This window comes from Billgrantia sp. C5P2 (assembly GCF_051062895.2).
Genome location: NZ_CM128542.1, coordinates 4,681,434 through 4,704,426 on the forward strand (window position 1 = coordinate 4,681,434; position 22,993 = coordinate 4,704,426).

Consider the following 22,993-nt stretch of genomic DNA (forward strand, 5'->3'; position numbering starts at 1 on the left):
ATGTACCCGCCAAACGACATCTACCGTCTTCAGAGGAACGACAATGAGAATCTGCGTTATCGGCCTCGGCCAGATGGGCGGCAACATGGCCCTCACCCTCAAAGCCACCGGCTTCGACGTAACCGGCAGCGACCTGTTCGAGAACGCCCGCCAGCGCCTGGCCGCCCAGGGACTGCCCGTGGCTGCCCCCGACGAACTGCCGCCCAGCGACGTCTACCTGCTGTCGCTGCCCACCTCGGCCCAGGTGCGGGAGGTGATCGAGACCGCCCCGGGCCTGCTCGGCCTTGCCCCCGCCGGCAGCGTGATCGTCGATACCTCGACCTCCGACCCGGTGATCAGCCGTGAGCTCGCCGCCAAGGTGCTGGCTGCCGGCCTCGAATGGCTCGACGCCCCGGTCAGCGGTGGCCCCAGGGGGGCCGCCAACGGCAAGCTAGGCATGCTGCTCGGCGGCGAAGCAGCGACCATCGAGCGCCTGGCGCCGATGCTCGAGGCGATGTCGGCCAGATACACCCATGTCGGCGGCCCGGGCAGCGGTCACGTGGTCAAGCTGGCCAACAACTACCTCTGCGCCGCGCACCTGCTGACCACCGCCGAGGCGGTCGCCATGGCCGCCCGCGCCGGTGTCGACCCCACGGCTTGCCTGGCCGGGCTCAACAGCGGCTCGGGGCGCAGCGCGGTGAGCGAGGTCAACTTCCCTGAGTGGATTCTCTCGGGGCGCTTCGACTCCGGCTTCACTACCGGCCTGATGCGCAAGGACCTGCGCCTGGCCCGTAACGCCGCCGAGCGCCTGGGCATGGCGCCAGGGCTGCTCGCCGCCGTGGTCGAGGCGTGGCATGCCGACCCGGAGCGTCCCGCCGACGGCGACGACTTCAATCGCATCGCCGGTGCGCTGCTGGACACCGTCAGCCCCACCGAGGAGACCGAGCAATGAACCGACTCACCCGCCAAGCCCGCGAACGCTTCGACGCCCTGCTCGACCACTTCGGCTTGAACGGCGAGGTGCCGCACTCCAACTGGATCGACGGGGCGCCCTGCCCGGGCGAGGGCGAGACGATAACCCTGGTCGACCCGGCCACCGGCGAGGCGCTGGTCGACTACCGCGATGCCGGTCCGGTCCTGGTCGGGCGTGCCATCGACGCCGCCACCCGGGCGCAAGCGGAATGGATGGCCCTCACCGCCAGCGAGCGCGGCCGGCGCATGAATGCCGCCGTGCGCGGTCTCGAAGGCCATGAGGAGGCCCTGGCCCAGCTCGAGAGTGTCATCGCCGGCAAGCCGATCCGCGACTGCCGCGGTGAGGTGGGCAAGGTGCGCGAGATGTTCGAGTACTACGCCGGCTGGTGCGACAAACAGCACGGCGAGGTGATCCCGGTACCCACCACGCACCTCAACTACGTGCGCCACGTGCCCTACGGCGTGGTCGGCCAGATCACGCCGTGGAACGCACCGATGTTCACCTGCGCCTGGCAGCTCGCCCCGGCCATCGCCGCCGGCAACGGCGCGGTGCTCAAGCCCTCCGAACTCACGCCCTTCACCTCGGTGGTGATCGCCAGGCTGCTGGAACAAGGCGGCTTGCCCCGAGGCTTGATCAACATCGTCAACGGGCTGGGGCCGAGTACCGGTGCGGCGCTTACCGGGAGTGAAGGCATCGGCAAGCTGGTGTTCGTCGGCTCGCCCCAGAGCGGGCGCATGATCGCCGAGGCCGGCGCCCGGCGGCTGGTGCCGAGCGTGCTGGAGCTGGGCGGCAAGTCGGCCAACATCGTCTTCGCCGATGCCCGACTCGATGCCGCCGTGGCCGGCGCCCAGGCGGCGATCTTCGCCGCGGCGGGGCAGAGCTGCGTGGCGGGCTCGCGGCTGCTCGTCCAGCGAGAGGTGTTCGAAGAGGTGACCGAGCGCCTAGCGCGCGCCGCCGCCGAGATCGACGTCGGGCTACCGGACGACGAGGCAACGCGCATGGGACCGCTGCAGAACGCCCGCCAGTATGCCCATGTGATGCGCATGATCGACGATGCCGTGGCCGCCGGCGCCCGCGTCATCGCTGGTGGTAGCCGCCCGGCGGGGCTGCCCAATGAAGCGCAGGGCTATTTTCTGGCCCCCACCGTGTTGGTCGACGTCACTCCGGAAATGGAAATCGCCCGCGAGGAGGTGTTTGGCCCGGTGCTGGTGGTGATGCCGTTCGATGACGAAGAGGAGGCCGTACGCCTGGCCAACGCCACCCGCTTCGGCCTCGCCGGCGCGGTATGGACCCAGGACCCCGCACGCGCTCACCGCGTGGCCGGCCGGCTGCGTGCCGGCACGGTGTGGATCAACGGCTACAAGGCGATCAGCGTGATGTCGCCCTTCGGCGGCTTCGGTGACAGCGGCTTCGGCCGCTCCAGCGGCATCGACGGCCTGCGCGAGTACACCCTGCCCCAGAGCGTGTGGGTGGAGACCGCCACCGAGGCCAGCGTGGCGTTGGGTTACGGCAGCGGAGTGGGCTGAGCATCAGGGCACTTGGGCCGATGCCCCACCTCCCTGGAACGCCTGCATCCAGTGCTGGAGGTGGCGCAGCAGCAGCACGCTGGCCTTGGGCTGCTGACGCCCGATGCGGGTGACCATGTGCGCCTGGGAACGCTGGAACAAGGGGTCGTCGACACTGCGTGCCACCAGGCGCCCTTCGGCCAGGTCGCCGGCGACGGCGAAGGCCGGCAGCAGGGTGATGCCCATGCCGCTTCGCACGTACTGGGCGAGAATGGCCATGGAATTGGTGTTCATGGCCATGCGCGGGCGCAGCCGCGCCTGGTGAAACGCCTCGTCCACCATCTGCCGCACCTGGTGGCTGGGATCCCACATCGCCATCGGCTCTTCGCTCAACTGAACCAAGGTGAGGGGCTCGGCCTGCGCGGCCAGCACATGGTCGGGTGGCAGGATGGCCATCAACGGCTGAGGACTCGATACCCAGAAGCGCAGCTGATGATGCGTGCGCTCATGGAACATCAGGCCGATATGAGCCTGCTCGTCGATGATCGCCTCGATGATGCCCGAGGTGCCGGCCAGGTGGATGTCGATCTGGATACCGGTATAGCGCTCGGTGAACTCGCGCAGCGGCTTGGCGACCAGGTCGGCGACGAAGCCTTCTCCCACCACCAGCGACACGGTGCCGGTCTCCAGCCGCTGATAGGCTTCGAGGGAGGCAATGAAGCTCTCGTCCAGGGCGCCGCGACGCTCGCAGTACTCCAGCAGCATCTCGCCGACCGGCGTGGGCCGGATGCCGGTGCGCTTGCGCTCCAGCAGCGTGGCCCCCAGGGCATCTTCCAGTAGATTGAGCTGCCGGCTTACCGCCGACGGTGCAATATCGAGACGGGCGGCAGCCTGACGCACCGAACCCGATTCCAGGGTGACTCTGAAGTAGACCAGCCGCTGGTGGGGAATATCCACGTCTTGTCACGCCATCAAGAAGGGCCGGGAACAGAAGCTGCGCACGTAGGGAAACTTAAAGCTGCTTGAGCAGTTTCTGCAGTTTCTTGAGATCGCTCGAGTCACCGACCAGGCGCACCTTGCCGGATATCATTCCATCGAGAAAGGCCTGCTGGGTCGGCTTGCGCAGCACACGAATGGCAGAGGCCTCGTCGTCGAAGCGCAGCTCCAGGTCGAGGTCCACCGGCAGCCCCGCGCCAACCTCGATGACATCGGGCGACATGCGGAAGTGGCGTGCGATGGAGAGATCCTCGGTGGCGATGCCCCAATCGAGGCGGCGCACCTCGGAGAGCGCCTGGCGGAAACCCGGCTTTCGCCGCAGGGCACGCTTGAGCATCAAACCCAGCAGCCACAGCATCAATCGCAGCTTCATGTCGAGTCCGATTCGAGCGAGGGAGAGAGGTATCGCGGCCTGACGGGCAGGCCGCGCCACGAGAGGATCCGATACTCCGAATCAGCCCTTGCCGACGGCGTCCTTGAGGCCCTTGCCCGGCTTGAAGGCAACAGTCTTGCTGGCGGGAATGGCCAGCGGTTGGCCGGTCTGGGGGTTCTTGCCGGTACGGGCTGCACGCTCGCGCACGGTGAAGGTACCAAACCCGATCAATGAAACATCCTGCCCCTGGGCCACACTGCCGGTGATCTCGTCGAGGATGACGTTGAGCACCTGGCTGGCCTTGTCTTTCGAAAGTTCCGCACGCTCGGCAATTGCCGCAGCTAATTCTGGCTTACGCATACTACAGCCCTCCTGGTATTGGCTATGTCCCGACAACGCTGTCGGTAAGTTGTTATTCATCAATGTAAAGCTCGAGCCGCCTGTCACTTCCCCGGGAGAGCCCGTTCCCCTTGCGTGGGTTCGTCCCTTGCTCTTGAAGCGCCAAGCACGATGACCGCCGTGAACCAAGCCGATAAACCGGCCGGAACGGTGACGTCACTAGCCTAGCAACGGCGGCGCCGCTCGCGCCAGCTCAACTTTCCGCTTCACGCAGGCTCCTGTCAACGCAAAGCCGATCAAACGTTCGTCTTGATCCTCGGCAAAAGCGCTCAGGTCGTAGCCTTCTCCCTCGATTCGCCAGCGGGCGGGCGCCGTCAGGGGCGGTAGCGCTACCACCGGCAGCAGCGGTGTCTTCACCAGCACCGGCCAGGCGCCGTAGCTCACCTCGGTGGGCATACCGTTGAGTGTTCGTGCCAGCGTCTTGGCGCTGGCCTGCAGCGGCTGGACGTACATGGCGTTGACCCCGGCCACACAGGCCACGTCGCCCAAGGCATGGATAGCTGGCGCCGAGGTCGTCAGATAACGATCGACCTGGATGCCGGCTTCCCCCACCGTCAGACCGGCCGTCCGGGCCAGTTCGCTACGCGGGCGCAGTCCCGTGGCTACCAAGATCAGGTCGGCCTCGAGCCGTTCGCCGTCATCGAGGGTCACGCCGACATCGCTGCCGACCGACTCCAGCCGCTTCAGGCCGCGACCCAGGTACAGCGCCATGCCCGCTGCGCTGAACGCCTCTCCCAGCGCCCGGCCCAGCGGCTCCGGCAGCAGCCGCGGCAAGGGCGCATGCTCCGGCGCCACCAGGCTTACCGCATGGCCGCCCGCTATCAGGTCATTGGCGAATTCGCAGCCCACCAGGCCGGCGCCGACGATCGTCACCCGGGCCCGCCGGCCGAACGCTTCCAGGGCGGCATGGAAGGCACGATAGTCGTCGAGATCGTTGATGGTGAAGACGCGCCCGGCAAGCGCTTCGGGTATAGCAAAGGGCACCGCTGGCGCGGCACCGGTGGCCAGCACCAGCTCGCCCCATGCCAGGCGCTCCTCGCCGATGTGCAAGCAGCGCCCGGTCGGGTCGATGGCATCGACATGGGTGCGGGTTCGCACCACCGCGCCCAACTGATCGGCCACTTCCAGCGCCGAGCGTGCCGCCAGTCGCTCCGGGGGCAGGTGCTTGGCGAAGCCGGTGGAGAGCAGGGGCTTGGAGTAGTCGTCGCCGCTGTCGGCAGTGATCAGGGTGACGGGACGTTCGGCATCCAGCGCACGCAGCTGCTTGAGCAGCCCGATGCCCGCCATGCCGGAGCCGATGATGGTAAGAGGTGCGGTCATGGGGCTCCTCGCTGGGGCTGAGCCGCGACCGAATGGCGCGGCCAAGCACGGGGAATCGTGTCAGAACCGCATGTTACACTATGCGCCCCTAGTTCGACCCGGAGAGTGCCGGTGACCCGGAACCGCACGGAGCGCCACGCCGATTCCCCTCTTTCTGTCACCTGGCACCCCCTGGCCGCGGGTCGGCCGGCGATGAGCCCGGCGTGGTGGGCCTGGGTGGCCACGCGGGATTCGCTCACCGCGCGCTTGATCGAGGCCGGTGACGGCCGCCCCTTCCGCGTGCGCCTGCTCGGCCAGCGCCTGGGCAAGCCGCGACTCGACGAAGCCCAGGCCTTGAAACTGCCCCTCAACCGCCTCGCCTGGCTGCGGGAAGTGGCGCTGTGTCTTGACGAGCGGCCCTGGGTAGTGGCTCGTTCGGTGGCACCGCTGGCCCAGATGCGTGGGCAGCGCCTCGAACGGCTCGGCGAGCGCTCATTGGGTAGTTGGTTGTTCCGCCAGCCCGACCTGGTGCGCAGTCCCATCGAGGTCACGGCCGCTTCGGCGCCCTTCCATCGCCTGACCGGCCCCTGGGGGCGGCGTTCGGTGTTCCGCCACGGCCGCTTCGCCGTGCTGGTGCAGGAGTTCTTCCTGGGTGAGATGGCGGATGAATTGGGCTTGCCATCGCGCTAGGATGATCGCCATCGAATGAGGAGACACCGATGGATCGCTCTCTGATGCGCCCCAAGGGGCTTGCCCGCCTGCCCGACTTCCTGCACCTGATGCGGCTGGATCGCCCCATCGGTACCTGGCTGTTGATGTGGCCCACGCTGTGGGCGCTGTGGGTAGCCTCGGCAGGGCTTCCCGAACGGCACCTGCTGCTGATCTTCGTTGCCGGTGTCTACCTGATGCGCGCGGCGGGTTGCGTGATCAACGACTACGCCGACCGCCACTTCGATGGCCATGTCGAGCGTACCAGGAACCGGCCGCTGGCCACTGGGCGCATCAGCGAACAAGAGGCCAAGTTCCTGTTCGCCAGCCTGGTCGCGGCAGCCTTCGTGCTGGTGCTGTTCACCAATCTGTTCACCATCCTGCTCTCCCTGGTGGGCGTGGCGCTGGCCTTCATCTATCCCTTCATGAAGCGCTACACCCACCTGCCGCAAGCCTTCCTCGGCGCGGCCTTCTCCTGGGCGATTCCCATGGCCTTCGGTGCCGTGCTCGGCCATGTGCCGCTGGAGGCCTGGCTGCTGTTCGCCGCCAATGTGGCCTGGACGGTGGCTTACGATACCGAGTACGCCATGGTCGATCGCGACGACGATCTCAAGATCGGCATCAAGTCCACCGCGGTGCTGCTGGGCCGCGCCGACCGCGCCGCCATCGGCCTGCTGCAACTAGCGACGCTCTCACTGCTGGGCTGGGTCGGGCTGCGCCTGGAACTCGGCGTGTTCTTCTGGCTGGGCCTGGCGGGCATGACCGCCACCTTCATTTATCAGCATTTTCTGATACGTGAGCGCAAGCGCGAACGCTGCTTCCAGGCCTTTCTCAACAACCACTGGTCGGGGCTGCTGGCGTTCGCCGGCATTGCCCTGAGCCTGTGGCCCGTCACTGGCGCCTGAAGCCGCTGGCGACGGTGTCATCCAACTGTCATGATGACGTGGTGAGATCGTCACCGACCCGTCACTGACCGCGAGGCTTCGGGATGACCGCCAAGACCGTACTGATCGTCGATGACGAAGCGCCGATCCGTGAAATGATCGCGGTGGCGCTGGAGATGGCCGACTATCGCGTGCTGGAGGCCGCCAACGCGCAGAGCGCCCACAGCATGATCGTCGATAACCAGCCCGACCTGCTGCTGCTCGACTGGATGATGCCCGGCACCAGCGGCATAGAACTGGCGCGCCGGCTGAAGCGCGAGGAAGCCACCCGCGAGCTGCCGATCATCATGCTCACCGCCAAAAGCGAAGAGGACAACAAGATCCAGGGCCTCGAGGCCGGCGCCGACGACTACATCACCAAGCCCTTCTCGCCCCGTGAGCTGGTGGCCCGGCTCAAGGCGGTGCTGCGCCGTACCACGCCCAAGGGGGTCGAGGAGCCGGTGGAAGTGGACGGCTTGATGCTCGACCCGGTCAGCCACCGCGTCAGCGCCGGTGGCAAGGCAGTGGAGATGGGCCCCACCGAGTACCGCCTGCTGCAATTCTTCATGACCCACCAGGAGCGCGCCTACACGCGTAGCCAGTTGCTCGACCAGGTATGGGGCGGCAACGTCTACGTCGAGGAGCGCACCGTGGACGTGCACATCCGCCGCCTGCGCAAGGCGCTGGGCGATGCCCACCAGCATCTGGTCCAGACCGTGCGCGGCACCGGCTACCGATTCTCCAACAAGGGCTGACGTGCGCCCCTGGAGCCATGAACTCTGGCGCATCGGCCTGCTTGCCGCTGCCGGCAGCCTGGTCGGCTGGCTGTTTTCGGCCCCGGGGCTCGGGCTCGCCGCAGGGCTCGCCCTGCGCCTCACCTATCACCTGCGCCAGTTGCACGCCCTGCGCCGCTGGCTGACACGCAACCCGCACAGCGAGCCGCCCGCGGCCACCGGCCTGTGGGGCGAGCTGTTCGATCGCCTCTATCGCTACCAGAAGGGCCAGCGCCATACCCAGCATCGCCTGCAGGCGACCCTCAAGCGCATCCAGGAATCCTCGGAGGCGATGCGTGACAGCGTGGTAATGCTCGACCAGCATGGCGACCTTGAGTGGTGGAACAGCGCTGCCGAGCGCATGCTGGGGCTCAAGGCCGCGCACGACCGCGGCCAGCACATCACCAACCTGGTGCGTGACCCCCGCTTCGTCACCTATTTCAACGCCCGCGACTACCGCGAGCCACTGACGTTGACCTCGCCGGTCGACGAACGCAAGGTGCTGCAGTTCCAGATCACCCTCTACGGCGACGATGAGCGCCTGGTGATGGCACGCGACATCACCCGCCTGCACCGTTTGGAAGAAATGCGCCGCGACTTCGTCGCCAACGTCTCCCACGAGCTGAGGACCCCGCTGACCGTGCTGGCGGGCTATCTCGAGACCTATTCCGACGCCGTCGACCGCCTGCCGCCGCGCCTGGCCCAGGGGCTGACCCGCATGCAGGAACAGACCACCCGCATGCAGAACCTGGTCAACGACCTGTTGCTGCTGTCGCGCCTGGAGATCGACCAGGGCGGCGAGGACCATCTGCCATTGGCCGTACCGGCGCTGCTCGAGGAGGTGCGCCAGGATGCCGAGGCGCTGTCGGCGGGACGCCAGCTGGTCCGTGTCGAGATCGAGGAGGAGCGGCAGCTGCTCGGCAGCGATTCGGAGATCCATAGTGCGCTGTCCAATCTGGCCTCCAACGCGGTGCGCTACACTCCCGAGGGCAGCCACATCGTGCTGCGCTGGAAACCGCACCCCAAGGGCGCCTGCCTGGAAGTGGAGGATGACGGCGAGGGCATCGACCCGGTTCACATTCCACGCCTCACCGAACGCTTCTACCGGGTCGACAAGGGGCGCAGCAGCGAAAGCGGCGGCACCGGGCTGGGACTGGCCATCGTCAAGCACGTACTGCTGCGCCACGACGCCTATCTCGAGATCGACTCCCACCCCGGCCACGGCGCCCTGTTCCGCTGCGTATTCCCCGCCTCCCGCCTGGCGGCGGCCGAGATGGCCACTGGCTGAGCCTTACCTTCCAGATGCAAGGCCCGACACGAAAGCACGAGGCTGCGCAGCTGTCGCTGCCCTTCGTTCTTGTGTATGATTTGTATTAGCAGATTGTTTTTTAACCATTTTTTTAAATCGTGCCAAACCGTGACCTGCCGACCACACCGACAGGCGCGAGGCGACGCAAGGTATCCTTGAATGGCAAGAAAACAGGACGAGATCAGGCGCCAGAACAGGGAAAGAATCTTGCTTGCCGCCGAGTGCGTCTTCGCGGAAAAAGGCTATGCCGGGGCCTCGATGGGCGATATCGCCAAGCTCGCCGAGCTGCCCAAGTCCAACGTGCACTACTACTTCTCCACCAAGGAGGAGCTCTATCGCGAGGTGCTGCTGGAGCTGCTCGAGGTGTGGAAACAGGATGCACTCTGCTTCGAACTCTACGACGATCCGCGCATCGTGCTCGCCACCTATATTCGGGCCAAGATGCAGCATTCCCGCAGCCGCGCTCACGGCTCCAAGGTCTGGGCAGCCGAGGTGATGCAGGGCGCGCCCATACTCAAGGAAGAGCTGCGCGAGAATCTCTACGAGTGGGCCAAGCTCAAGGAAGCCAAGATCCGTGAATGGATCGCGAACGAGCGCATCCTGCCGGTGGAGCCTTCCTACCTGCTCTACATGATCTGGGCCTCGACCCAGCACTATGCCGACTTCGATTACCAGATCGCCCTGCTCAACGACGACCACCCCCTCGATGACCTGCAGTTCGAGAAGGCGGTACAGTCGGTCACCGGCGTCATCCTGCGCGGTATCGGCCTCTCCCCCTGAAGGCCGAGGGCAAGGCGACACCTCCCGAAGAGGTGTCGCCGACGACGCTACAAGGCACTGGCGGCTCTTTTGCGGAACGGGTTGCGCGGATCCTCCTCCCAGCTCATGTAGGGCTTGCCCGTTTGCTGCGGCAGCATGCTGATGCAGTCCTGCACCGGACAGGTGATCTGGCACAGGTTGCAGCCCACGCACTCTTCCTCGATCACTTCGTAGCGCCGCGCACCGCCGACATCGACCAGCTTGGCGATCGACTGGTGCGATGTGTCCTCACAGGCGATATAACAACGCCCGCACTGGATGCACTTGTCCTGGTCGATATGCGCGATGGTCTTGAAGTTCATGTCGAGGTGCTTCCAGTCGGTAGTGTTGCCCACCGCCCGGCCGGAGAACGCCTCGATCGAGTCGTAGCCCTTCTCGGCCATCCAGCGCGACAGGCCGTCCTTCATCTCCTCGACGATGCGAAAGCCATGCAGCATGGCGGCGGTGCACACCTGCACGCTGCCGGCACCCAGCGCGATGAACTCCGCCGCGTCACGCCAGTTGGACACCCCCCCGATGCCGGAAATCGGCAGGCTGCGAGTGGGCGCGTCGCGGGCGATCTCGGCGACCATGTTCATGGCGATGGGCTTGACTGCGCTGCCGCAGTAGCCACCGTGGGTGCTCTGGCTACCGACGGTGGGGCGGGCCACCATGGCATCCAGGTCGAGGCTGGTGATGGAGTTGATGGTGTTGATCAACGATACCGCATCGGCGCCACCACGCAGGGCGGCCTGGGCGGGGGCACGAATGTCGGTGATATTGGGAGTCAACTTCACGATCACCGGCCTGGAGTAGTACTGCTTGCACCAACGCGTGACCTTCTCGATCAGGTCCGGGTTCTGGCCCACGGCGGCGCCCATGCCGCGCTCCGGCATGCCGTGGGGGCAGCCCAGGTTGAGCTCGATGCCGTCGGCACCGGTGGCCTCGACTAGCGGCAGGATGTGCCGCCACGCGGCCTCCTCGCAGGGCACCATGAGCGACACGATCAGCGCGCGGTCGGGCCAGGCCTTCTTGACCTCGGTGATCTCACGCAGATTGATGGCAAGCGAGCGGTCGGTGATCAGCTCGATGTTGTTGAAGCCGAGCACCTCGCGGTTCTTGCCGAAATGGGCCGAGTAGCGTGACGAGACGTTGACCGCGGGCGGATCCTCACCGAGGGTCTTCCACACCACGCCGCCCCAGCCCGCCTCATAGGCGCGCACGACGTTGTAGGCCTTGTCGGTAGGCGGGGCAGACGCCAGCCAGAAGGGATTCGGCGCCCGGATGCCGGCGAAGTCGACGGAGAGGTCGACCCCATTGACGAGCTCGCGGCTCGACTCATTGGTGAATGCGCTCATGCGGCCTCCTGCTGGATCATCAGGGCCTGGTGGATGGCGCGTGCGGCAAGCTTGCCGTGCTGCACCGCCTGTACGGTGAGATCCTGCCCCGGGGCGATGCAGTCGCCACCGGCATAGACGCCGGGGAGGGAGGTCTGGAAGTCGTCGCCGACCTGGATTCGCTCGCCGTCGCGAGCCAGGCCCGCCGCCAGCGGGTCGCCGAGGCTGGCGTCGTCGAAGCCCTGGCCGATGGCCTTGAAGATGGCATCGGCAGCGATATCGAAGGTTTCACCGCTGCCCATCAGGCGACCGGCCTGGTCGCGCGTCTTCTCGAAGCGCATGCCGGCTACCCGTCCATCGCCATCGAGCAATACCTCCAAGGGCCTGGCCCAGGTCAGCATGCGCACGCCGTTGGCCTTGGCGATCTCCTGCTCGTGGCCGGTGGCCGACATCGCCTCGGCGCCCCGCCGATAGACCAGCGTGACCTCCTCGGCACCCAGCCGGGCCATCTGGGTCGCCATGTCGATGGCGGTATTGCCGGCGCCGATCACGACGCAACGACGCGCCAATGGCAGCTCGGCCAGATCGCCGGCCTGACGCAACTCGCGAATATAGTCGACGGCAGGCATCAGCCCCGGGGCCGATTCGCCGGTCAGGCCCAGCTCGCGGCTGGCGCCGAGCCCCAGGCCGAGGAAGACCGCATCGAAGTCGTCTCGCAGCTGCGCAAGCTCCAGCTCGCGCCCCAGCCGCTGGCCATGGCGAATCTCGATGCCACCGATGCCGAGCAGGAACTCGACCTCGCGGCGGGCGAAATCGTCGGTCATCTTGTAGCGGGCGATGCCGTACTCATTGAGCCCGCCGGGCTTCGCCTCGGCCTCGAAGATCGTCACCCGGTGCCCGAGCATCGCCAGGCGATGGGCACAGGAGAGCCCCGCCGGGCCGGCGCCGACCACCGCCACATGGCGGCCGCTGTCGGCGGCACGCCGGAACGGATGCCCGTCGAAGCGCATATGATCAGTGGCATAGCGCTGCAGCAGCCCGATCAGCACCGGCTGGCACTCTTCGTGGTGATTGCGCACGCAGCTCTGCTCGCAGAGGATCTCGGTGGGGCAGACCCGCGCACAGCTGCCGCCCAGGATGTTCTGCTCGAGGATGGTGTGAGCGGCACCGTTGATGTTGCCCTCGCCGATCTGGCGGATGAAGCGCGGGATGTCGATGTCCGACGGACAGGCCTCGATGCAGGGGGCATCGAAGCAGTACAGACAGCGTTGGCTCTCGATCTGCGCCTGGCGTTCGCTGAGCGGCGAATGCAGGTCACTGAAGCCCTTGGCGAGCCGGGTCGCGTCATAGGCCGGGTCTTCACCGACCCGGGGCAGGTGATTCAAGGAGTGGGTCACGGTCGTTACCTCGTTGTTCTTGGCTGTATGTCACCGGACTGAGCGCCGCCGGTCACGGCGTCCTTAGTCCTTAGTCGCGCTTTACCGCCTGCGGTGCGTGGAGTTCGGCGCGACGCTTGAGCAGGTCGAAGACACCGGGGTAGGCCGGGCGCTCCAGGTAACGGCCGGCACCGCGTTCGGCGCGCAGCTCCCCGTCGCGCCATACCCACTTGCCCTGGCTCACGGTGTGACGGGGTATGCCGCGCACTGTCTTGCCCTCGAAGATATTGAAGTCGACGTTCTGGTGATGGGTCTCAGCCGAGATGGTGCGAGTGCCGCTGGGATCCCACACCACCAGGTCGGCATCGGCACCGACCTGTATCGAGCCCTTGCGCGGGTAGAGGTTGAAGATACGGGCAGTGTTGGTAGAGGTCAGCGCCACGAAGTCGTGCATCGACAGCTTGCCGCTGTTGACCCCTTCCTCCCACAGCACCGCCATACGGTCCTCGACGCCAGCGGTACCGTTGGGAATCTTGGTGAAGTCGTCCTTCCCGGCGGCCTTCTGTTCGGCGCAGAAGCAGCAGTGATCGGTGGCGGTGGTCTGCAGATTGCCCGACTGCAGGCCATGCCATAGCGCCTCCTGATGCCCCTTGGGACGGAACGGCGGGCTCATCACGTGGGCCGCGGCGCGCCCCCAGTCGGTGTCCTGGTAGACGCTGTCGTCGAGCACCAGGTGGCCGGTCAGACATTCGCCATAGACCGGATGGCCCTGCTGCCGGGCGTAGGCGATCTCGTCGACGGCATCGCGGGTCGAGACATGCACCAGGTAGATAGGTGCCCCGAGCGTACTGGCGATGCGAATGGCGCGGCTCGCCGCCTCGCCCTCGACCTGTGGCGGCCGCGACAGCGGGTGCGCCTCGGGCCCGGTCATCCCCTCGGCCAGCAGCTTCTGCTGCATGTGGTAGACCAGTTCGCCGTTCTCGGCGTGCACCGTGGGTATCGCGCCAAGCTCCAGGCAGCGCGAAAAGCTCTGCACCAGGATATCGTCGGTAGCCATGATGGCGCCCTTGTACGCCATGAAATGCTTGAAGCTGTTTACACCGTGCTCACGCACCAGGGTGCCCATCTCCTCGCTCACGCTGTCGTCCCACCAGGTGATGGCGACGTGGAAGGCGTAGTCGGCGGCAGCCTTCTCGGCCCAGCCGCGCCAGGTGCCGAACGCCTCCATCAGCGACTGACCGGGGTTGGGGATCACGAAATCGATGATCGAGGTGGTACCGCCGGCCAGCGCCGCGGCCGTGCCGGTGTAGAAGTCCTCGCTGGCGACGGTGCCCATGAAGGGCAACTGCATGTGCGTGTGCGGATCGATGCCGCCCGGCATGACATACATGCCGTCGGCGTCGATCACCTCACCGCCGGCGGGAGCGTCGAGCCCAAGGCCGATGGCCTGGATCTTGCCGTCGGCACACAGGATATCGGCCCGGTAGCTATCGCTATGGGTGACCACGGTTCCGCCACGAATCAAGAGGCTCATGTCGCGTTTCTCCTTCGTTGTTGTCTTCATTCGCCGTCGGTGAGACGCCCATAGGCCTCCGGGCGACGGTCGCGGAAGAACTGCCAGTTGTTGCGTATCTCACGCACCATCGCGAGATCGATCTCATGGACCAGCAGTTCGTCCGCCTTGTCGCTTGCCTGGGCCTCGATCTGCCCGCGCGGATTGACGATGTAGGAACTGCCGTAGAATTCGCCGATGTTCCACGGCGCCTCGGTGCCGACCCGGTTGATGGCGGCGATGAAGCAGCCGTTGGCGGCGGCGGAAGCGGGCTGCTCGAGCTCCCAGAGGTACTGGGAGAGCCCGGCCACGGTAGCCGAGGGATTGAAGATCACTTCGGCACCGTTGAGCGCCAGTGCCCGCCAGCCCTCGGGGAAATGACGGTCGTAGCAGATGTAGACGCCGATCTTGCCGTAGGCGGTATCGAAAACCGGCCAGTCCGACTTGCCCGGCTTGAAGAAGTACTTCTCCCAGAAGCCGGCAACTTGGGGAATGTGGGTCTTGTGATACTTGCCCAGGTAGCTGCCATCGGCATCGAACACGGCAGCGGTGTTGTAGTAGATGCCGGTCACGGTCTCCTCATAGATCGGTACGACCATCACCATGCGATGCTCGGCAGCCAGTTTCTGCATCATCCGGCAGGTGGGGCCGTCCGGTACCCGTTCGGCGGCTGCATACCACTTCGGGTCCTGGCTGGGACAGAAATAGGGCTGGTTGAACACTTCCTGAAAGCAGAGTACCTGCACGCCGGCCTGGGCGGCCTGCTCGATCAGCGGCAGGTGTGCTTCGTTCATGGCATCGCGGATCGCCGAGGGTTCCAGATCGGTACTGGTCTTGAGGCCCATCTGAATCAGGCCGATCGTCATCTTCTGCATGGAGTTCGATCTCATTGTGATTGTTTTCATCCTGCGCCTTCCACGCGGGCACGGGCAATTTCAAAAAGCTGACTCAATAGACAGCTTTTTGAAATTAGTTGCTCTAACACGGGATAGCAAGGCGCAAACGTTGAATTCATCACGGCCCGGCTCAAACGCTTGTAGAACAAGGCAAATTTATCGCGTCATCAGTCGTTTACACCAAAGTGGGGGAGGCATGCACCAACTCTGAATCCATGCAGACTTCTATATTTGGTTTTAATATCAATATGTTATAATTTTAACACAGTGATTAAAATTAGCCTGTTAAGGAATCTTGAACCAAATTGGAAAGTGTCTAGTCTGTCATGTGGCGCTTCCACGGGAGTCGATGATTCCTCAGAATTCTTTGTCCGCCTCGCTCTATATATTGCTGTCTATGGAGTCAGCTTTCAAAAACATAAACTTAACACTCGAAGAAAGCCTCAAGCTGGACAATTCGGCGTGGGAGCCAGCCAACCGAATGGCAATGGGCACAGTTATTGCTACTTGCCAGCAAGACCAACACAACAATGAGCTCATGCACCGAGTGACGGAGAACAACAATGACCCAGTCATCGAGGATGTTGGACAGGAAGGGCCTGATCGAACTCGAGGTAGGCGACGACTTACGCAGCAGTCCACGGTTCAATGACGACATCGCACCCACCAAGGCCAGCGAAAGGACCTGGTCGAAATGGAACATCGCCGCGCTCTGGGTCGGGATGTCGATCTGCGTGCCCACCTATACCCTGGGCGGCGTTCTGACCGCCTATTTCGGGCTCAGCGTGGGCGAGGCGCTGTTGGCGATACTGCTTGCCAACGTGATCGTGCTGATTCCGCTGACGCTGAACGCCTTTCCCGGGACCAAGTTCGGCATCCCCTTCCCGGTGGTACTGCGCTCTTCGTTCGGCATCCTCGGCTCCAACGTACCCTGCCTGATTCGCGCCCTGGTCGGCTGCGGCTGGTTCGGCATCCAGACCATGTTCGGCGGCCTGGCCATCCATCTGCTGCTCGCTGCGCTCTTCCCACCCTGGCAAGCGCTGGGGGGCGTGGGCGAGGTCATCGGCTTCTTCGTCTTCGGCGCAATGAACCTCTACGTGGTGATCCGCGGGGCGGAATCGATCAAGTGGCTGGAGACACTGGCCGCTCCCCTGCTGCTGGCGGTTGGCATCGGGCTGATGTTCTGGGCCTGGCCGCACATGTCGATGACCGAGCTGCTGGCACAGCCTCCCTCGCGTCCGGAAGGCGCTTCGGTCGTCGGCTACTTTCTTGCCGGCCTGACGGCCATGGTGGGCTTCTGGGCCACGCTGTCGCTCAACATTCCCGACTTCAGTCGTTTCGCCAGAAGCCAGAAGGATCAGATCGTGGGTCAGGTGCTGGGGCTGCCCCTGACCATGTTCTTCTTCGCCGCCCTCGGCGTGGTGATGACGGCCGCCTCGGAGTCTCTGGTCGGTCGAACCATAGCTGACCCGGTCAACCTCATCGGCATGATCGACAATCCATTCTGGGTCGGCATCGCGATGGTGCTGATCATCGTGGCTACGATCTCGACCAACACGGCAGCCAACATCGTCTCCCCCACCAACGATTTCCAGAACGTGGCCCCCAAGCTGGTCGACCATACGCGCGGCGTGCTGATCACCGGCCTTGTGGGCGTGCTTCTGATGGGCTACGACCTGCTGCAAAAGGCGGGAGTGATCGGCGCCGGCGTCTCGCTAGAGCAGATGTACTCGAACTGGCTGCTCGGCTATTCCAGCCTGTTGGGCCCCATCGCGGGTGTCATGGCGGTGGATTATTTCCTGATCAAGCGCCAGCGACTCGACGTGCCGAGCCTCTACCAGGACGGCCGGGCCTATCCCGCCTTCAACCTGGCCGGCTTCATCGCCTTCGGCGTTCCCGTCTCGCTGACCCTGCTGTCACTGGCCACCGGCACCATGAACTGGTTCTACGACTATGGCTGGTTCACCGGCTCGCTGCTGGGTGCCGTACTCTACTACGTCACCAGCCTGATGCTGACTCCCGCCGGTCGGGCCGTACCTGTGACCGCCATCGATATGGAGCGTCACCTGTGAGGCGCATGAGAACGCTCGGCTAGCAGCCCCTCAAATCGCGGCGATGTCACGCTCGCCGCGATAGTGGCGGTCCCACATCAGCACGGCGCCGGCAACGGCGCCCCGTTCCGCTGCGTGTTCCCCGCCTGGCGGCGCTGAGGCCATACCCCGCTGAGGAGAGACCGATTCATCCTTGGCAGCTCAAGTTTTATTTACTCGAGATACGCTTCGCCCTATAGAACCAACCATCGAAAAAGAACCACAGCTCGTCACCCACTACCTCGAAGTGATAGCTAGGCCCCTCTTCCCTTGAGGGTGTGACACCAAGTACTTTGATAGCGTCTCTATCGATGCCAAACCCATAAAAATCCCCCCTTCTTTCTGTTGGCGCTTGAACCTCCCCCTCTTCCTGCGAGGTGGGATAGCAGTTCACCTCATAGACAGGCTCGCTATAGCGCTCATCATTCCAAAGAGCGAACTGGCTTTCGGATACCAAGATCCTCGCTTCTATTTTCGCCATGGCCTCGGCACGGGGAGTCTGACCTCCCCGATAAGGGATGACCTCAACGGTATTGTATTCGCCACTCACTTCCCGCCAGCTTGGGCAAGAACAGCCTGCGAAGGCTGCCGCCGAGGAAGCGAATAAATATCCTGATAGAACAAACAAAAGGCATCGCCTCACCATCTTTCGTAAACTCCTTTTGTGTACATTTCCCACTCGGCAGCACGGCGATTTATCAGGCCACGATTGAGCACGCCCTGGGATTTATTCCAAGCTTTCCAGGCTTCTTCGAGAGTGGGATATGGTGTTACCGCCTCAGGATCATTGATCAATTTGACTGCCGATGACGATGTGAATGCACCTACACCAATATTGTACGCCAGCATGACGGCAGCATCGAATTGGTGCTGCATCAATGGTGTCTCAATTGCTCGATTCACTGCCTGCACGAAAGGAGCCAGATCTTCTTCGAAGAGGCGCTCGGCCTGCTCGTGATCTATCCCCTCTTGATATAAGGGCCACTCAGGCTCGTAAATAAGATGGCCATATCCAATCGTTGCCCCTTCTACCCACGAAGTAATCTCACGCCCGGTCTGATCATCATAAGGCACTAAATGAAGCTGCTCGACATCCTTCAACCACTGCTTTCCGGCCCCGCTCATGGCAAGGCCTGCTGGCTGCGTTTCAGCGGACGGAGAAACAGAAGCTTGTGCAGCGGTAGAGACCCGTGCTGTCGCCGAGAAAAAGTACGAATCAGCCCCCGACTCACCGCCTACTGCGCTGGCCCCACCTATCACCACGCCACCACAGCTCACTGCGTGACCGGTGAGTGCCGCCGGTTTGCCGTCGATCAGAATGGTACCCGAGCCTTCGGCAATGACACGCGGATGAGAGGGATGCTTGGGCTTGTCGTGTGGCGCCAGAGGGTCGCCCAATCTCGCCACCGGCTTACCGTCGATCAGCACGGTCGGGCTGCCGGCCGTGACCGGTGTCGGCGGGAAACCGTCATGGTCGGTGCCAATGTCGCCTACGAGTACGAGTTTGCGTCCCATCCATCGTCCTCTTAAGTGACGGCCGGGACTAGGGCCGATCCTGCAGGCGCCTCGAATCGGGAGTGGCGCCGTCGATAAGGTTGCCCTGAGTCTGGCCTTCGATTTGGTAAACATGAAGCAGTATTGAGCTGCTCCTTACGGGATTAACGAATATCCCGATGGATAGACCAACGAAGGCAAGTAATGCGCCAAATTCCTAGAAATTGACCTTGAATCAGTGAAATATAATTTTACTGATCCTTAAAATTAACTTTAATTGGGTAAGATATTGCCCAAGCCAGGCAAGAAATTGCCTGCTGGGCAAATAATTGCCTGATGAAAACCAACCGTTTCCTAAAGAAGCGTGCGCGGCAGGGAGTCGTCACGCTCGCCGCGATAGTGGCGGTCCCACATCAGCACGGCGCCGGCAACGGCGCCGGGCAGCAGGAACAGGTTGGCCAGCGGGATCCAGGTGATCAACGTCACCCAGCCGCCGAAGGTGAGGGTCTGCCAGGCGTGCGAGGAGAGCCGACGGCGCATATCGGCGAAGCTAACCTTGTTGTTGTCCATGGGGTAGTCGAGGTAGGTGATCGCCATGATCCAGGCCGAGAACAGTGCCCACAGGAAGGGGGCGACGACATTGAGCGCGGGTATCCAACTGATGACGAACAGCGCCAGCGCCCGCGGCAGGATGTAGCCGAGCTTGACCAGTTCGCGCCCCATCGCATCCACCGCGGTGCGGGCCAGGCCGCGGTCGTCCAGCGGCGGCCGGCCGGTGGCCTGCACCTCCACCTTGGCCGCCAGGAAGCCGTAGAAGGGCGCGGCAATCAGGTGGGTCACCAGGGTGAAGGTGAAGAACACGATCAGCACCAGGCTCGCCACGAACAGCGGCCAGATCAGCCACTCCAGCCAGCCGAGCCAGGCCGGCACCATGGCCATCCAGCTATCCAACCAGCCGCCGAAGTGGCTGACCACGTAGTAGAGCATGGTCGAATAGACCGCCAGGTTGACGGCGATCGGGGCGTAGACGTAGCGGCGCAGGCCGCGGCCGTAGACCAGCCGCGTGCCGCGGTTGAGTGCCGTCAAGGCGTTCAGCATCGGGGTCCTCTGCGTGGGTTATTCCTTGCGCGTCAGGGCGTCCTCGTCGATCTGGGCCGGGTCCATGTGACGGATGTCGAGCCCCTTGACCAGGTAGATGACGTATTCGGCGAGATTGTCGGCATGATCGCCGACCCGCTCCAGTGCGCGCAAGATCCACATCACGTTGAGCACCGGGCCGATGGCTCGACTGTCCTCCATCATGAAGGTCATCAGCGAGCGCATGGCGCTGCCGTACTCGTCGTCCACCGATTCGTCCTCGTGCACCACCTGCAGGGCCAGCTCGGTGTCGAAGCGGGCGAAGGCGGTCAGCGCATCGCGCAGCATGCGCCGCACGTGCTCGCTGATATGGCGTACTTCGACCAGGCCGCGCACATTGTTGCCGCCGTCGATCAGGGTCAGGGCGTTGCGTGCGATCTTGCTCGCCTCGTCGCCGATCCGCTCCAGGTCGGCGGTGGCACGAATCACCGCCAGCACCAGGCGCAGGTCGGAGGCCGCTGGCTGGCGCCGCGCCAGCACGCGAGTGCACTCGTCGTCGATCTTGAGCTGCATGGCGTTGACGTCGCGATCTCGGTCGCGCACCTTCTCGGCCAGGCGACTGTCGCCCTCGAGCAGTGCCTGGATCGCCTCCTGGACCTGCTGCTCGACCAGCCCACCCATGGTCATCAGGTGGGTCTTGAGCGCTTCCAGCTCCTGGTTGAACTGACGGGAGATGTGCTGGCTGTGGGTATCGCTGGTAATGTCCATCGTTCGCTCCTCGGGCGGCCTCGGTCAGGCCATGCGGCCGGTGATGTAGTTTTCGGTACGACGCAGGCTGGGGTTGGTGAACAGGGTGTCGGTGGGGGCGTACTCCACCAGTTCGCCGTCCTGCAGGAAGGCGGTGTAGTCGGAGACCCGCGCCGCCTGCTGCATGTTGTGGGTCACGAGTATCAGCGTCAGCTGCGACTTCAGGCTGCGAATCAGCTCCTCGATCTTCAGCGTCGAGATCGGGTCCAGCGCCGAAGCCGGCTCATCGAGCAGCAGCACCTCGGGGCGCACCGCCAACGAGCGGGCAATCACCAGGCGCTGCTGCTGGCCGCCGGAGAGCGACCAGGCCGAGGCGCGCAGGCGATCCTTCACCTCGTCCCACAGCGCCGCGGCATGCAGCGCCCACTCGACGATATCGTCCATGCGCCGTCGCGTCAGCCCGCCTTGCAGACGCAGGCCGAAGGCCACGTTCTCGTAGATCGACATGGGGAACGGGTTGGGCACCTGGAACACCATGCCGACGCGTCGACGCAGTTCGTCCACGGCCACCTCTGGCGCATGGATGTCCTCGCCTTCGAGCAGAATCCTGCCCTCGTGGCTTACCTCCTCGTTGAGGTCGTGCAGGCGGTTGAGCGCACGCAGCAGGGTCGACTTGCCACACCCCGACGGGCCGATGAAGGCCGTGACCCGGTGCCGAGGCACCCGCAGCGAGACCCCCCGCAGCGCAGGCTTGCCGCCATAGGCCAGGCCCAGACCCTCGATCTGGAAACAGCTGGCCTCGGGGGGGAAATCGATGATCGAACCCGGGGCGGGTTGGAAGCGGGACGGCAAGGTCATCGGTGGGTGTTACCTCCTCAGGGACGCGGCTGCACACCGTGACGCACGCGAAAATAGTGCCGCAGAAAGATGGCAGTCAGATTAAGCACCACGATGACCAGCACCAGGAGCAGCGCCGTGGCGTATACCAGCGGCATGGCTGCCTGCACGTCGCTGCCGTGAAACGCCGTATCGTAGATGTGATAGCCCAGATGCATGAACTTGCGCTCAAGATGGAGGAAAGGGAACACGCCATCCACCGGCACCTGGGGCGCCAGCTTGGCCACGCCGACCAGCAGCAGCGGCGCCACCTCGCCGGCGGCCCGGGCCACCGCCAGGATCACCCCCGTCAGCATGGCCGGCACCGCCATCGGCAGCACCACCCGAGCCAATGTCTCGAATCGGGTGGCACCCAGCGCCAGGGCACCTTCGCGCTGCTCGACGGGGATCCGCGCCAGGCCCTCCTCGGTGGCCACGATCACCACCGGCAGCGTCAGCAGCGCCAGCGTCAGAGATGCCCACAGCAGCCCCCCGGTGCCGAAAGTGGGAGAAGGCAGAGCATCGCTGAAGAACCACTCGTCCAGTGAGCCGCCGATACCGTAGACGAACACCCCGAGGCCGAACACGCCATAAACGATCGACGGCACCCCCGCCAGGTTGCGCACGGCAATGCGTACCAGATTCGTCATCCTGCCCTGATGCGCCACCTCGTTGAGGTAGACCGCCGCCAGCACCCCGAAGGGCGTGACCAACAATGACATCAACATCACCATCAGCACGGTACCGAAGATTGCCGGCCATACGCCGCCGGCCGCGTTGCCGTCACGCGGGCCCTCGGCCAGGAAGCGCCATACGCCGCCTGCCCAGGCGGCCAGCTTCTGCGGCAGCGACATGGCGTTGGGCTGCCAGGCGCGCAGTACCTCGTCGAGGGGCTGGCGCAAGCGCCGCCCGTCAGCGCTCTCCAGCAACACCACTTCTCCGCGCATCGCCTCCTGTAGCTCGTGCACTCGGGCGTTGGCCTCGGCCAGCGCCCGTTGGGCGTCGATATCACCCGGGTCGGCGTCGAGCTGGCGGATCAACGGCCTGAGCACTTCCTGACGCAACCGTTCGCGCTCGACGCGCAGCCGCTCCAGCGCCGCCAGGCTGGCCTGGAGTCTGGCCCAGACGGCCTGTTGGGGCTCATGGCCTGGTGTCGCTCCGACGTCTCCCACGGCGACCAGTCGGCCGATGAACTGACCGTGGCGTCGGCGCTCCAGTACCGTCAGCTCCTCAGGCCGCTCGGTCGCGGCAATACCGTTTACCGACAACCAATGCCAGACATGGCCGTCGAGATCCCGGTTACCGGTGAAATAGAGCCGTTCGCGCCCTTGCCCTTGCTCCAGCGGCAGCTCGCGCACCGCGCGGCCAGCCAGTACCCGGCCATCCTCCATTTCGATCTGCACCACCGCTGCCGGCCAGAAGTGAGCCAGTCCGCGCACGGCGATGAACAGCAGCAGCCCACCCAACATCAACAGCGATAGCGCCACGCTACCGGCGGCGAGCCAGGCCCAGG

Annotated in this window: 21 protein-coding genes; 8 read left to right on the forward strand and 13 right to left on the reverse strand. The window is 64.6% G+C overall.

Annotated features, from left to right (window positions below; translation table 11 throughout):
* Nucleotides 1–43 precede the first annotated feature (43 nt).
* Nucleotides 44–931 (forward strand): NAD(P)-dependent oxidoreductase, encoded by an 888-nt coding sequence (locus tag ACRWQA_RS21810; RefSeq protein ID WP_434228987.1) that lies wholly within the window; start codon nucleotides 44–46, stop codon nucleotides 929–931.
* Nucleotides 928–2,478, forward strand: a complete 1,551-nt coding sequence (locus ACRWQA_RS21815) for an aldehyde dehydrogenase family protein (RefSeq protein WP_434228986.1) — start codon at nucleotides 928–930, stop codon at nucleotides 2,476–2,478. The genes ACRWQA_RS21810 and ACRWQA_RS21815 overlap by 4 nt, the downstream gene beginning before the upstream one ends.
* 3 nt (nucleotides 2,479–2,481) lie before the next feature.
* Here ACRWQA_RS21815 and ACRWQA_RS21820 read toward each other — a convergent pair whose 3' ends face one another.
* The 4 genes from ACRWQA_RS21820 to ACRWQA_RS21835 all read right to left on the reverse strand — a co-directional run bounded on the left by ACRWQA_RS21820 (nucleotide 2,482) and on the right by ACRWQA_RS21835 (nucleotide 5,545).
* Nucleotides 2,482–3,414 (reverse strand): LysR family transcriptional regulator, encoded by a 933-nt coding sequence (locus ACRWQA_RS21820; RefSeq protein ID WP_434228984.1) that lies wholly within the window; start codon nucleotides 3,412–3,414, stop codon nucleotides 2,482–2,484.
* Nucleotides 3,415–3,469: 55 nt separating this feature from the next.
* Nucleotides 3,470–3,826, reverse strand: coding sequence for a hypothetical protein (locus ACRWQA_RS21825; protein WP_263581803.1), 357 nt, complete (start codon nucleotides 3,824–3,826; stop codon nucleotides 3,470–3,472).
* 81 nt (nucleotides 3,827–3,907) lie between these two features.
* Nucleotides 3,908–4,186 (reverse strand): HU family DNA-binding protein, encoded by a 279-nt coding sequence (locus ACRWQA_RS21830; protein ID WP_010625919.1) that lies wholly within the window; start codon nucleotides 4,184–4,186, stop codon nucleotides 3,908–3,910.
* A gap of 198 nt (nucleotides 4,187–4,384) precedes the next feature.
* The gene (locus ACRWQA_RS21835; protein ID WP_434228982.1) at nucleotides 4,385–5,545 is read right to left on the reverse strand and encodes an FAD-dependent oxidoreductase; all 1,161 of its coding nucleotides are present in this window, start codon (nucleotides 5,543–5,545) and stop codon (nucleotides 4,385–4,387) included.
* A 111-nt stretch (nucleotides 5,546–5,656) separates the two neighbouring features.
* On the opposite strand from ACRWQA_RS21835, the gene ACRWQA_RS21840 reads away from it, so the two are divergent.
* The 5 genes from ACRWQA_RS21840 (at nucleotide 5,657) to ACRWQA_RS21860 (ending at nucleotide 10,017) form a co-directional block, all read left to right on the forward strand.
* Nucleotides 5,657–6,214, forward strand: a complete 558-nt coding sequence (locus ACRWQA_RS21840) for a chorismate--pyruvate lyase family protein (protein WP_263581805.1) — start codon at nucleotides 5,657–5,659, stop codon at nucleotides 6,212–6,214.
* Nucleotides 6,215–6,243: 29 nt separating this feature from the next.
* Nucleotides 6,244–7,137, forward strand: a complete 894-nt coding sequence (gene ubiA, locus ACRWQA_RS21845; RefSeq protein WP_263581806.1) for a 4-hydroxybenzoate octaprenyltransferase — start codon at nucleotides 6,244–6,246, stop codon at nucleotides 7,135–7,137.
* An 83-nt stretch (nucleotides 7,138–7,220) separates the two neighbouring features.
* Entirely contained in the window at nucleotides 7,221–7,910 is a 690-nt protein-coding gene (phoB, locus tag ACRWQA_RS21850; RefSeq protein ID WP_263581807.1) for a phosphate regulon transcriptional regulator PhoB, read from the forward strand.
* A gap of 1 nt (nucleotide 7,911) precedes the next feature.
* On the forward strand, nucleotides 7,912–9,216 hold the full coding sequence (phoR, locus tag ACRWQA_RS21855; protein WP_263581808.1) for a phosphate regulon sensor histidine kinase PhoR: 1,305 nt from the start codon (nucleotides 7,912–7,914) through the stop codon (nucleotides 9,214–9,216).
* Between the two features lie 180 nt (nucleotides 9,217–9,396).
* On the forward strand, nucleotides 9,397–10,017 hold the full coding sequence (locus ACRWQA_RS21860; protein ID WP_263581809.1) for a TetR/AcrR family transcriptional regulator: 621 nt from the start codon (nucleotides 9,397–9,399) through the stop codon (nucleotides 10,015–10,017).
* A gap of 47 nt (nucleotides 10,018–10,064) precedes the next feature.
* Here ACRWQA_RS21860 and preA read toward each other — a convergent pair whose 3' ends face one another.
* The 4 genes from preA to ACRWQA_RS21880 all read right to left on the reverse strand — a co-directional run bounded on the left by preA (nucleotide 10,065) and on the right by ACRWQA_RS21880 (nucleotide 15,175).
* Nucleotides 10,065–11,393 (reverse strand): NAD-dependent dihydropyrimidine dehydrogenase subunit PreA, encoded by a 1,329-nt coding sequence (gene preA, locus ACRWQA_RS21865; RefSeq protein WP_434228978.1) that lies wholly within the window; start codon nucleotides 11,391–11,393, stop codon nucleotides 10,065–10,067.
* Entirely contained in the window at nucleotides 11,390–12,769 is a 1,380-nt protein-coding gene (locus tag ACRWQA_RS21870; protein WP_434228976.1) for an NAD(P)-dependent oxidoreductase, read from the reverse strand. Before ACRWQA_RS21870 ends, preA begins: the two co-directional genes overlap by 4 nt.
* Before the next feature lie 70 nt (nucleotides 12,770–12,839).
* Entirely contained in the window at nucleotides 12,840–14,282 is a 1,443-nt protein-coding gene (gene hydA, locus ACRWQA_RS21875) for a dihydropyrimidinase (RefSeq protein WP_434228974.1), read from the reverse strand.
* Nucleotides 14,283–14,308: 26 nt separating this feature from the next.
* A complete protein-coding gene (locus tag ACRWQA_RS21880) occupies nucleotides 14,309–15,175 on the reverse strand; it encodes a nitrilase-related carbon-nitrogen hydrolase (protein ID WP_434228972.1) in 867 nt (288 codons plus the stop codon).
* A 584-nt stretch (nucleotides 15,176–15,759) separates the two neighbouring features.
* Between ACRWQA_RS21880 and ACRWQA_RS21885 the strand changes: the two genes are divergently transcribed.
* Nucleotides 15,760–17,268 (forward strand): NCS1 family nucleobase:cation symporter-1, encoded by a 1,509-nt coding sequence (locus ACRWQA_RS21885; RefSeq protein ID WP_263581814.1) that lies wholly within the window; start codon nucleotides 15,760–15,762, stop codon nucleotides 17,266–17,268.
* 657 nt (nucleotides 17,269–17,925) lie between these two features.
* On the opposite strand, the gene ACRWQA_RS21890 is transcribed toward ACRWQA_RS21885, so the two are convergent.
* From ACRWQA_RS21890 to pstA, 5 genes are all read right to left on the reverse strand, one after another.
* On the reverse strand, nucleotides 17,926–18,801 hold the full coding sequence (locus tag ACRWQA_RS21890; RefSeq protein ID WP_434228970.1) for a type VI secretion system PAAR protein: 876 nt from the start codon (nucleotides 18,799–18,801) through the stop codon (nucleotides 17,926–17,928).
* A gap of 333 nt (nucleotides 18,802–19,134) precedes the next feature.
* Nucleotides 19,135–19,878, reverse strand: coding sequence for a sulfate transporter CysZ (gene cysZ, locus ACRWQA_RS21895; RefSeq protein WP_434228968.1), 744 nt, complete (start codon nucleotides 19,876–19,878; stop codon nucleotides 19,135–19,137).
* Nucleotides 19,879–19,896: 18 nt separating this feature from the next.
* On the reverse strand, nucleotides 19,897–20,625 hold the full coding sequence (phoU, locus tag ACRWQA_RS21900) for a phosphate signaling complex protein PhoU (RefSeq protein ID WP_263581816.1): 729 nt from the start codon (nucleotides 20,623–20,625) through the stop codon (nucleotides 19,897–19,899).
* Nucleotides 20,626–20,649: 24 nt separating this feature from the next.
* On the reverse strand, nucleotides 20,650–21,462 hold the full coding sequence (pstB, locus tag ACRWQA_RS21905; RefSeq protein ID WP_263581817.1) for a phosphate ABC transporter ATP-binding protein PstB: 813 nt from the start codon (nucleotides 21,460–21,462) through the stop codon (nucleotides 20,650–20,652).
* Between the two features lie 17 nt (nucleotides 21,463–21,479).
* Nucleotides 21,480–22,871, reverse strand: a complete 1,392-nt coding sequence (pstA, locus tag ACRWQA_RS21910; protein WP_434229024.1) for a phosphate ABC transporter permease PstA — start codon at nucleotides 22,869–22,871, stop codon at nucleotides 21,480–21,482.
* Between the last annotated feature and the right edge of the window lie 122 nt (nucleotides 22,872–22,993).